The sequence below is a fragment of the Gemmatimonas sp. genome, assembly GCF_041689975.1.
Lineage (GTDB): Bacteria > Gemmatimonadota > Gemmatimonadetes > Gemmatimonadales > Gemmatimonadaceae > Gemmatimonas.
Genome location: NZ_JBDNFF010000209.1, coordinates 1 through 11,467, shown reverse-complemented (window position 1 = coordinate 11,467; position 11,467 = coordinate 1). Strand labels below are relative to the sequence as shown.

General features: G+C 65.9%; 9 protein-coding genes. 4 read left to right on the top strand and 5 right to left on the bottom strand.

Annotation, left to right across the window (positions count from 1 at the left end; all coding sequences use genetic code 11):
• The 3 genes from ACESNG_RS13380 to ACESNG_RS13370 all read right to left on the bottom strand — a co-directional run.
• Nucleotides 1-2,187 (bottom strand): Ig domain-containing protein (locus ACESNG_RS13380; RefSeq protein ID WP_373069329.1); only part of this gene is annotated, 2,187 nt, incomplete at its 3' end.
• A 64-nt stretch (nucleotides 2,188-2,251) separates the two neighbouring features.
• Nucleotides 2,252-4,825: a protein kinase domain-containing protein gene (locus ACESNG_RS13375; RefSeq protein WP_373058190.1), complete on the bottom strand. Its 2,574-nt coding sequence runs from the start codon at nucleotides 4,823-4,825 to the stop codon at nucleotides 2,252-2,254.
• Complete coding sequence (locus ACESNG_RS13370; protein WP_373058192.1) at nucleotides 4,825-5,280, bottom strand: FHA domain-containing protein; 456 nt, start codon at nucleotides 5,278-5,280, stop codon at nucleotides 4,825-4,827. Before ACESNG_RS13370 ends, ACESNG_RS13375 begins: the two co-directional genes overlap by 1 nt.
• Before the next feature lie 512 nt (nucleotides 5,281-5,792).
• Between ACESNG_RS13370 and ACESNG_RS13365 the strand changes: the two genes are divergently transcribed.
• From ACESNG_RS13365 to ACESNG_RS13355, 3 genes are all read left to right on the top strand, one after another.
• Nucleotides 5,793-6,521, top strand: coding sequence for an alpha/beta fold hydrolase (locus ACESNG_RS13365; protein WP_373058194.1), 729 nt, complete (start codon nucleotides 5,793-5,795; stop codon nucleotides 6,519-6,521).
• 2 nt (nucleotides 6,522-6,523) lie between these two features.
• Nucleotides 6,524-7,606, top strand: coding sequence for a zinc ribbon domain-containing protein (locus ACESNG_RS13360; protein ID WP_373058196.1), 1,083 nt, complete (start codon nucleotides 6,524-6,526; stop codon nucleotides 7,604-7,606).
• 109 nt (nucleotides 7,607-7,715) lie between these two features.
• Nucleotides 7,716-8,681, top strand: coding sequence for an alpha/beta fold hydrolase (locus ACESNG_RS13355; RefSeq protein ID WP_373058198.1), 966 nt, complete (start codon nucleotides 7,716-7,718; stop codon nucleotides 8,679-8,681).
• A gap of 5 nt (nucleotides 8,682-8,686) precedes the next feature.
• Here the strand turns inward: ACESNG_RS13355 and ACESNG_RS13350 are convergent, their stop codons facing one another.
• Complete coding sequence (locus ACESNG_RS13350; protein WP_373058200.1) at nucleotides 8,687-9,085, bottom strand: hypothetical protein; 399 nt, start codon at nucleotides 9,083-9,085, stop codon at nucleotides 8,687-8,689.
• 31 nt (nucleotides 9,086-9,116) lie between these two features.
• Nucleotides 9,117-11,030 carry a glycoside hydrolase family 3 N-terminal domain-containing protein gene (locus tag ACESNG_RS13345; protein WP_373069327.1) on the bottom strand — a complete coding sequence of 638 codons (1,914 nt, stop codon included), beginning with the start codon at nucleotides 11,028-11,030 and terminating at the stop codon, nucleotides 9,117-9,119.
• 222 nt (nucleotides 11,031-11,252) lie between these two features.
• On the opposite strand from ACESNG_RS13345, the gene ACESNG_RS13340 reads away from it, so the two are divergent.
• On the top strand, nucleotides 11,253-11,467 hold a 215-nt coding region (locus ACESNG_RS13340; protein ID WP_373069325.1), incomplete at its 3' end, for a hypothetical protein.

Here is an 11,467-nt window from a genome sequence, read left to right as displayed (position 1 = left end):
GTTCGCGGCATCGCGCGTGACGGCCGTGCCTTGCGACGTGGTGCCGACCGCCACCGACGTCGGTGTGAGCGACACACTGACACTCGCGACCGGCACCGCGGGCACCGTCAGTACCGCGAGCCCACTCCGCCCTTCACTCGTGGCCGTGATCGTGGCCGTCCCGACCGCGACGGCCGTGACGAGGCCACCACTGTGCACCGTCGCCACCGCGCTGTTCGAACTACTCCATGTGATCGGACGGCCGCTCAGTACATTGCTCGCCGCATCGCGCGTGACGGCCGTGGCTTGCGTGGTGCCGCCCGCCGTCACGCTCGACGCCGCCAACGACACGCTCACACTCGCCACCGGCACGGCCGTAACTGTCAGTACGGTCGTCCCACTTCGTCCTTCACTCGTGGCGGAGATCGTAATGGTCCCAACCGCGACCGCAGTGACGAAGCCGCTGCCGCTGACCGTCGCCACCGCGCTGTTCGAACTGCTCCACGCCACGGGTCGCCCCGTCAGCACGTTGTTCGAATTGTCGCGCGTGACCGCGGTGGCTTGCGACACAGCGCCCACAATGATCGAAGAGGCGGTCAGCGACACGGTCACCGACGCGACCGGCACCGGCAGCGTGGTCACCGTCGACGATCCAACCACGCCATCCATCGTCGCGGTCACCGCCGCACTGCCGGGCGCGATTCCCAGAATTCGACCGGTGCCCGCAACCACTACCACGCTGTTGTTCGCTGAACGCCACTCGACGGTGCGCCCGGTCAACACGGTGCCACTGCTGTCACGCACAGTCGCGATGAGGCTATCGGCGGTACCACTTATCACCGAGACACTCGCTGGCGTCACATCGACGCGCGCGGCGGCAGGCGACCGCACGGACACCGTGGCGCTGGCCAGCCGTCCCTCACTCGACGCGAACACCAGTCCAGTGCCTGACCCGATCGCCGTCACGGTGCCGTCCGCTCTGATACTGAACACGCTCGGTGCCCCTGACGACCAAGTGACGGCACGGAGCGGAAGCGTGCCACCGCCCCCATCCAACGCGACCGCCGACAATCGCGTTTCGGTTCCAATCAGAAGACTCGTGGTAGCCGGCGAGATCCGAACCGACGACACCGGAGATGGCGACGCGACGACGGTCGCGGTTCCGACTTGCCCCTCGCTGGCTACGGTTATCGTCGCGACACCCGGGGCATTCGCCGTCACCGTGCCATCGACCGCCACCTGCGCGACCGATGCGCTGCTGCTGCTGAACGTGGTCGGACGGCCGCTCAGGAGTGTCCCATTCGCGTCGGTAATCTGCACCACGAGCCGCACCGTCTGCCCGATGGTGAGCGCCGACTGAGACGGCGACACGATGACGGAACCGACGGGCCGTGGACGCACCGAGATGCTCGCGGCACTCGTTCGTCCGGCACTGATGGCACTGATCGTGGCCGTACCCGGTGTGATGCCAAGCACCACGCCCACCGAGGATACCGTGGCCACGCCCGGTGCGTTGGTGCTCCACGTTGCAACGCGACCGCCCAGCAATCCACCCGCCGAGTCGCGCGAAACGGCGCTCAACTGCGTCGTCTGTCCAACGTTGATGCTGGCACTCGGCGGCGTGATCTGCACGCTCGCCACCGGCACCGGGAGCACGGTGACCCCGACCGCAGCGCTCCGCAGCTCGCTCGAGGCGGTGATCGTCGCTACTCCTGGCGAAAGTCCATTCACCAGACCGGTGATATCGACGAACGCCACTGACGGGTCACTCGATACCCAAAACAGTTCACGAGCTGGTAGTGGCACACCGGTATCGTCGACTGGCACCGCCAGTAGTTGGACGAAACCGCCCACCAGCAAACTTGGCGCGGCCGGAGTCAGTTGTACGCCGGAGACAGCACGAGCCACCACATTGACCGTCGCGGTTGCACTGCGTCCGTCGGCCGACACGGCGATCTGCGCTACGCCTAGTCGAACCGCCGACACCAATCCGGCCACCGACACCGTCGCTACCGACGGGTCGCTGCTGGACCAGGTCAGTGCGCGATCCGTCAGTAACTGCGCCGACCCATCACGAACCTTTGCGAGCAACACTGCACTGCCGCCGGCCGCCAGCGTCAGTTGCGTCGGGGTCAATTCTACCTGCGCGACCGGTGATTCGACCGGACGAGGCCCTGAAACATCCGCCAGGCCACGGCACGCCAGCACCCCGGTCCCGAAGCTCAGCCAGAACAGTGCGCGTAGCCAGCGCGGCCAGACCGCGGCGCGCACGCTACCGTTCGGTCATCATCACGCGCGTCGGACGCGCGAGATGGTTCCTGGTGCCGTCGCCCAGCTGTCCTTCAACGTTGAACCCCCAGCACCACAGCTCGCCGTCACCCGCCATTCCGCACGTGTGAGCGCCCGTCGCATTCAGCGCCGCAAAGGTGATTCCTCCAAGGGCACGCGTCGGCACTTCGCGCGAGGCATTCGTGCCATCGCCGAGCTGCCCGTACACATTGCGGCCCCAACACCACGCTTGACCGGCCCGGGTGCGTCCGCAGCTGTGTACGCCCCCGAGCGTCACCGAAATGAAGCGCGTTGATCCGCCGACCAGTGTCGGCGTCAGCTGATCTGTCGTACCACCCAGACCGAGCTGTCCGAAGCTGTTGCGGCCCCAGCAGAAGGCCTCGCCCGTGTCTTCTACAGCACACGTGTGCGAACCGCCCGCTGAAATGCTCGTGAGCCTCGTCGCGCCGCTGACCGCGATGGGCGTGCGCACATCCGCGCGCGTGCCATTCCCGATCTGACCGGAGGCGTTTGCGCCCCAGCAATACGCCACGCCGTCGGTCGCGATGGCGCAGCTATGGTTCCAACCGGCACTCAGCGAGACGAAGCGCAATCCGCCACTGACCAGCGTCGGCGAGGACCGCGTGGCCGTCGTTCCGTCGCCGAGTTGGCCGTTCGCGTTACTCCCCCAGCAGAGCACCTCGCCAGCGGACGTCAGCCCGCACGTATGCGTCAGACCGGCGCGCACCACGCGGAAACTCTGATTGCCGGACACACGCACGGGTGCGCTGCGCGACGTGAACGTGGCGTCACCCAACTGCCCCTTGTCGTCGTTACCCCAACAGTACGCCTCTCCACCACGGGCCACGCCGCAACTGTGCGCCAAGCCGGTGGACACCTGCGTGAACGACAACTCTCCGACGACCGGCGCCGGAGTGCTGCGCGCCTCCGCATCACCGTCACCAAGTTGGCCACGTTCATTCGCCCCCCAGCAGAGCACTTTGACCGAGACGAGCGCGCAGGAATGACGTCCACCCGCAGCAATGACGCCGGGATCGTCGGTGGCACGAACCGTTGGCGCTACGACCGGTGCGGCCGGCGTCCCGGCGCGGGCGGTTGAATCGGCAACTCGTGCGGTGTTGCGCGCCACCAGACGCTCCGCTCGCCACACCCGCATGCCGGCAATGGAGTCCGCTACGAAGGTGTCGCGTGAAAGGTTGGACGGTGCCATCGATGCCGGCGTGTCGGTCGCACCCGTGATCGGCGAGGAGTCGACGGACGTGATCGGCACGATGCCCGGCGAGCTGTCAGTCCTGGCGACGATGGCCAGTTCGACGTTCCCCGCATCAGCCATCACGGCCGGCGGTGCGCGTCGCACCGGAACGGCATCCTGATGAGTCGCGGAGTACGCGAACGCTGCACCGGCCGCCGATACGGTCAACGCGGCGACAATCCACCATCTCCGTGTCTGCGACGGCGCGCTGTCTGACGCCCACGAAGGCGCCTCGTCATCAGCGTTCGTGGCTACCGAAGGCGTCGGCAGCCACGCGGCGGGCGTGGCGGGCGTCGGCACCAGCGTCGTTGCGGCAGGGGCACCGGTATCCGTTGGTCGCGCGAACCTCACCGTGGCATCGGCGCTCGCATTCTTCGGCACCGGCGCGACGCGAGGCTTTGCCTTTTCACGCTCGCGCCGACGACGATGCGACTCCTCCCACTGACGCCAGTCGCTGGGCACCACCCATGCGTCGAGCGCTACCAGCAACCCATCCGCTCCGGCCCACCGCGCCGCGGGTTTCTTCTGCAGCATCCGCTCGGTGATGTATTGCAACCGGGGCGGCACCTCACCAGGGCGCACGGCATCGATCGCCGGCAACTCTTCGTTCTTCTGCTTGAAGATGACGTTGTAGAGTGCTTCCCCTTCCCAGGGTCGTACACCGGTGAGCATTTCCCACGTAACCAACCCCAGACTATACACATCCGATCGCGCGTTCGCGGGCCCTCCGTCGATCTGCTCCGGCGCCATGTACGCAGGGGTGCCGATCGCCGCCCCGGTCATCGTGAGACGCGAGTCGAACTCCGCAGAATGCGCGATACCAAAATCGCTGAGCAGCGCGCGATCGGTGTCCACGTCGAGGAAAACATTTTCCGGCTTCACATCGCGATGGACCACACCGTGCGCATGAGCGAACGCAAGCGCTTCCGCGATGTCCTTCAGCACGCGTTCCGCACGCTCCGGCGAGAACGGACCGTCTTCCTGAATCGCTTGCTTCAGAGTGCGCCCCGGTACCAACTGCATGACCAGCGCCAGTCCGCCATCACGCAAACGCTTGACTGCATGCACAGTCACGATATTCGGATGCTGCAAGCGCGCCACCGTGCGCGCTTCACGCGCGAGTCGCTCGATTGCCTCGTCTGCCTGCGCCGCGAAGCGCGGACGGACCACCTTGATGGCAACCTCGCGAAACAGATCACGATCGCGCGCGCGATAAACGATTGCGCTGCCGCCACGACCCAGCTCGCCGAGCAGGGTGTATTCATCGAGGTCACTGACGACGTCGTCTGCCATTTCGTCGCTCATCAGCGACTCCGAAACGTGAAGATGACTTCGCCCATCTCGATACGATCGCCGTCCTGCAGGCACGGGGCATCGAGTGTGTCGAGCATGGCACCGTTGTGCGCTACCGGATTCGTGTGCGACAGATTCCGCAGAGACCAGCGGCCCTCGCGCCACTGCAGCACCGCATGTTGCCGACTGACGGTCTGGTCACGCAGCTGGATATGCCGATACAGCGCGCCCTCGTTCCGTCCGAACGTGATATCGGTCCCGTCAGGACCGGGCACCTGCACGAAACGAATCTCCCGCCCCGCGTCGAAGCCCGAGCCAATTTCGAGCCGACCGGGCAGAAACTGCAGCGTCCCCTCGGCGGGCACGCTGAAGCGCACGGAGTTTCCTTCAACCATCGTGCCTGGGATGCCCGCATCGCTGACCACCGCCGCGTCCGCGCGTCCCGACGCCGTTGGCGTGAGCGCCACGTGCGGTCTGCGCGGCGACGTCTGAACCGGTGGCGTAAATGGGGCGAAGGACGTCGTGAACTCCCGCACGGTCGGTCGCGTGAGTACATCAGGGGCGGACGAGGCTCCGTTCGACCGCCCGACGTTCGACGCGAGCGAGGAAGCAGAGGCCGCGAAGTTCCGCGAAGGCGGGACTGGGAATGCGCGAGGTTCGGCGGCCATGCCTGAATCGGACGGGCCGACTCCGGTAAAAAGCGGGATAGTCTCCGACGGGTCACGTTGGACGTTCGGCGCCCGATTGATCCACCAAACCCCGATCCCAGCGACCACGATCGCCACCGCGGCGATACACGCCAATATGGTTGAAAGTTCGGTGGTCATGCGGGCTACCCGGTGTGCAGTATTCCAAGGGTGGCCCAAGAGGCCGACCTGTGTAATCTAACCGATTCTGTTCCCTGACCACTTGGCGTTCGGTGGCGCGGCCCCGGTTCGCACCGGTATCTCTCTTTCATGCTTTCTCCGTCATTCCACCAATGACCGTCGTGGTCGATCCCTCCGACCGACCCACCGTGCTGTTGGTGCACGGCGCCCTCGGGGACTTCGAACAGATGCGCCCGCTTGCCGAAGCGCTGGGGGAAGTGGGCAGCGTCCATCTGGTCGAATTGCCGGGACATGGACGAACCCTGCTCCCGGCAGGTGACGCCTTCGGCATGGCGCTGTTCGCCCGAACCATAGGCGATGCCGCCCGGCGCCATCGTGTCGGCGACCAAGCGCCGATCTGTTTGGGCTTCTCCATGGGAGGGTACGCCGCGCTGGTGCTCGCGTCGACTTCGCCTGGAACCCTCCGCGGCATTGTGACGCTGGGCACCAAGTTCGAATGGACGCCCAGCGTTGCCGCGGCTGGCGCGGCTCGGCTCGACGCCTCGTTGTTACGGGCGAAAGTCCCGGCGTTCGCGGAGCAGCTCCGCCAGCGACATGAACGCGCCGGCGGCTGGGAGCAACTGCTCGCGCGGACCGCGCAATTACTGACGAACCTCGGCGCGGACCCGATGCTCACGATGAATACGCTCGCCGACATCCGGATTCCGGTGCGCCTCGCGGTCGGATCGCGCGACGACACCGTGACGTCGCTCGAAGTCGAGCGGATCGCGGCGCTCTTACCGCATGCGACGATGCACGTACTCCCCGATGTGCCCCATCCGATCGAGCGGGTCCCGATGCATCTTGTTGTCGACCTCATGCGTGACTTTCCCCGGAGCTGACCGTGTTTGGATCCTTTCGCGTTCCCGAGAAGCTGTTCGCGCTGGCGATGTGGGCCGTGTCGGTCACCTTCGCGGGCTTCCTGATCGGCTTGGGCGGCAAGATCGTCGGTGAACTACCCGGCGTCGACCAGAGCGTGTCGCTGGCGGAGTTCGTGGATCCGCTGGAGCGCGTGCCATTGCTGAGCGCGCGCGATTCGCTGGTGAAGCTGCAGCGCACCTCACAAGACGAGCGGGAGCGCGCGACGCAGAGCCAAGCGGTCGCGCGCAACGCGTACTCGTCTCAGCGTGAAACGTTCGACACCTGGATTGCGACACGCACGGCCACGACGGACCCGTCGCAGGATCCGGAGGTGGTATCCCGCACTCGACTGCTGGACTCCCTGAAGCGCAGTGAGCGCGAAGCGGAATCGGTGGTCGAGCAACATGACGAGCAGCTGCTCGCCATCGCGCAAACGATCGACAGCAATCGTGAACGCGAAGTCGACCTTTTACTGTCGGCGCGCGGGCGGTTCGAGAAAGCGCGCTTCGCGCAGGAACTACGCGTATTCGCCGTGCGCGTGGCGATCACGCTACCGCTGTTGTTGGTCGCGGGATGGCTCGTGGCCCGCAAGCGACGCAGTGAGTACTGGCCGCTGTGGCGCGGCTTCGTGCTGTTCGCCGTGTTCGCGTTCTTCGTGGAGCTCGTGCCGTACCTGCCGAACTACGGCGGCTACGTGCGCTACGGCGTCGGGATCATCGCCAGTGCGGTAGCCGGCGTGTACGTGATCCGCGCGATGCGCCGCTATCTCGCGCAGCGTCAACGTGTGGAGCTGCAGAGCGAAGGGGAACGGCGCCGCGCGCTCCCGTATGAGGAAGCGCTTCGCCGCATCGGTGCGAGCATCTGCCCGGGGTGCGAGCGGGCGATCGCCGGAGGACCGGCCAATCCTGGCAATTTCTGTGTACACTGCGGGCTGCGGTTGTACGACCAGTGCGACAGTTGCCACACGCGCAAGAATGCGTTCTTCCCGTATTGCCCCACCTGCGGTGTACCCGCGGCAGACACCGACTCGCCGACCCCGACCGCTCCCGCCGCCATTCCCACCTGACACGATGAAGTTACGCTCTTTCACCATAAGCCCGTCGTTCACTGGCCGCCCGTTCTTGCCGTACGTGAGTTGTCGTACTCCCACTTCGCTCTTCAACTGCTGAACACGATTGCCGAACCGGTTCGGTGATTTACGGGCGTCGCTGTTGCTGGCGCTCGGGCTGTTACTGCCCGGGCGCGAGTCGGCGGTCGGTGTGCACGTGGTTCCCGTGGTTGCACCGGGAGAGCGACGGGTGGTCGTTGCACCCGCCGAGACGCTGAGCGTAAACGGCGGCGTAGCGCGAATGACACGTGGCGACGTGGCCGTGCTACTCCTTCCCGGTCCGGTGGGATCGGCGTTCTCGATGCGAAACGTGGTGCGCGAGCTGCAAGCCCGCGGGATCGAACCGTTGGTGGTCGACCCACTCGGCATGGGCGCTTCGACGCGACCGAAGGGCGCCGATTACACGCTCAGCGCACAAGCAGCACGCATTGCCAAGGTGCTCGACGCGGAACTGCCGGTCGGTGTCATGGTGATCGTAGCAGCACAAGGCACCAGTGCCACGATCGCATTCCATCTCGCCGCCACTGATACCGTGCGCGTGCTCGGCGTCGTGTCGCTGGCCGGGGGCCCGATCGACCAGCAGGGCACGCCGGGAGTGCGTACGGCGCTGGCCTTCGCGGCGCTGCTCGACAATCCGATGGGGCGCAGTTTCGCCAAGCGTCGATTCGTGTCGGCGCTGCGCGACCAGAGCGCCGACGATCGCTGGCTCACCACGGACGTCGTGAAGCAATACGTCGCCCCCATCGAGAACGATCTACGTGGACTACTGCGCACCCTCGGAGCGATGCAGGCCGCAGTCGAACCGTTCCCTATCGAGTCCCGGCTCACACGGATCACGGTGCCGGTGCACCTGCTGGTCGGCGACAAGGCGTCATCGAGCACCCCGACCGTTGCCCAGGTGCGCATGCTGCAAACGCACGTGAAGCGATTCACGATCGACACGCTGCGTTCGGGCGGCACCATGCTTCACGAAGAACGCGCCGCTGACGTCGCGCGGACGATCAACGACATGGTGCGCAGCGTTCGGCGCTGACGTCGCTACGGATTGCGCGTCCCGCTGAACGCCGCGCCACCCTGACCGCCGAAATCCAGCTCACCCTTGATGTGGTCGGCATCGACGATGACGCCGCTGAACGTGAACGTCGCGCCTGCTCCCGTATTCGCGGCGAACGTGAACGTCTGGCCCTTCACGACACCCTTGAACGGCAGCGTGCCCATGCGGCCCGACGTGTAGGTGCCCGTGAGCGAATCGCCCTTCTGCGTCATGGCGACGGCCGAGACCCCAGTCCCGTTTTCGGTGACGACTTCGAAGGACCAGTTGCCGGTGAGATCCACGGCAAGACGCTGCGCGGCGGCCGCGACCGACGTGGATAGCGACGACGACACCGCCATCAGCGACGCCGTGGCGACCGCAAAGACCCGAGAGGAAAAATGCATACGAGAGTTCCGAAAAATTGAGTGAATCCGATCAGCGGCGCAGGCCGGCGCCGAATGGCGCCACACCGGGAATCGTGATCGGCAGCTGACCGGTGATCGGCGCCTTGCCCAACAGCGCGCGGGCGGCTGCCCGCTGCGACATCGACCACGGGCTCCAGGCGATCAGGTGCGCTTCCGTGAGTGGCAGGCCCAGTTGCAGGTATGGATTGTTGAACGACACGAGCACCACTTTCGTGTTCGCCGCACGCAGGCCATTCAGAAGTTCCGGCAGGCCGCGCGTGGGTACGACCGACGCGGTGTTGGTGCTCGCGCCGATGTAGCTCGACACGATCACCAGATCCGCACCACGCGCGATGGAGAGGGCGTTGTCCACCGAAGCCGGAAGGAGCGCGGGTTCGGGATTGATCTTGTAGCTCCCGGTGCCGCCCGCCGCTGCTCCCGCCGTGTTGTCGGCCACCGTTTCGGGACTGAGTGTGAGCGACAACAGATTGGCGAAGGTGCCCTTGAGCTCCGCATCGAAGATGCGACCGGCGCTGAGGTCTACCCGGGGCGTCACGGTGATGCTGACCACGCGGCTGGCCGCCGGCATCTTGAACGGCACGAGCGTGAGCGAATCACGCACGAGCGTGATCGCCTTCTCGGCCGCCACGCGGGCGGGCGCCATATTCGCGGCCACTCCGACGCGGCTGCGTACCCCCTCCACGCTCACGAAACGCTCGCGATCGAGGCCGAATTCGTGCTTCGCCATGAGTAACTTCTTCACTGAGGCATCGATGCGCGCTTCGGTGAAACGCCCCAAGGCCACACCGTCCACCACGGCCTGAATCGACACTTTGGCATCACTGGGCATGAGGAGTACATCGTTGCCCGCCACCACGGCGCGCTGGGTGGCTTCCGCCATCGTCATGTTGCCCAGCACGCCATTCATGTCGAGCGCATCGGTCACCAGCAGACCGTTGAAACCCATCTGCGTGCGCAGCAGATCGGTCATCACTTTCGCGCTCAGCGTCGCTGCCGTGTGCGTGGTGTCGAGCGCCGGCAAGTCGCCATGGAACGTCATCATGCCGCGCACGCCGGCGTTGATGGCCGCCTGAAACGGACGCAGTTCCACGCTGTCGAGCCGAGCGCGCGACACGTTCACGCGCGAGAGCTCGAGGTGCGAATTCTGCTCCGTGTCGCCATGTCCGGGAAAGTGCTTGCCGGTGGCGAGCATGCCATGCTCCTGAATACCACGCACCAAGGCGGCCCCCATGCGCGATACGAGCGCCGGATCCTCACCGAACGACCGGGCCGCGATGACCGGGTTCTTCGGATTGTTGTTCACGTCAAGCACCGGTGCGAATGCCATGTGAATCCCCATGGCGCGCCCTTCGATCGCCGTCACGCGACCCATTTCGTAGGCGAGCGCGGTATCGCGTGTGGCGCCGATGCCCATCTGATACGGGAACGACGTGGCGCCACCAAGCTCGATCGCGTTCGGCAGGAACCAGCCGCCACGCGCACGGAAGGCCGCGCCCGTCTCGAGGTCCGCGCCAACCAGCAGCGGCAGTTTCGACGCGGCCTGCAACGCATTAACCTTGGTCGCGATGTCGAGCGGCCCACCAACGGACACGATGATGCCGCCCAGCTCCTGCTCGCGCACCAGGCGTTCGATGTTCGTGTACCCTGCCGCGTCGGTGGCCGTGTAGTCGCCAAGCGTCCAGATCCAGACCATCTGCGCCGCTTTCTGGCGGAGCGTCAGGGTCTCGAGCACCGAGTCGGCCCATGAGGCATCGGCCGCTGCATTCTTCGGCGCCACCGCGATCTCCATGATCGGAGTGATCGGCTCCGAGCGGCGCGAGGTCGGTGCTGCCACCGGACCACGACCGGTCTGGACGGCGGAGGCACACGCGGCGCTGACGAGCGCCGCCAAAAGCGATAGGCGGGCGAGTGGCGAAGTCTTCACGATCGAGTGCTGGCGAGGGCTTGGCGGCGTTCTACGGGGAATCTACCCCCGACGAGCCAATTCGTGGCCAGCAGAGTATCGTCCCCCATGGCTTGTCGTATCCCCTTCCCCATAGCCGTCGGTAGTGCCCTGCTCCTCTCGGCGGCCTCGCTGCGTGCCCAGTAGAGGCCCGCCAGTGCGCCCGCAAATACGCCTGCCGCCACTCGGAACTGGAGCGACCGTTTGAAGGCAACACCGCTGCATGAGGGCGGGCCGCTTACGCTGACCCTGTCGGGACAGGCCCGCTGGCGCGAGGAGTTCATGCGCGGCTTCAGCGTGGGCACGCTGAACGACGATTACGGTTTGACACGACTGATTGTCGGTGCCGATCTGCAAGTCGGCCCTTCCAACGGGCTCCACGGCCGCATGCTCACGGAATTGCGCGATGCTCAGGCCTT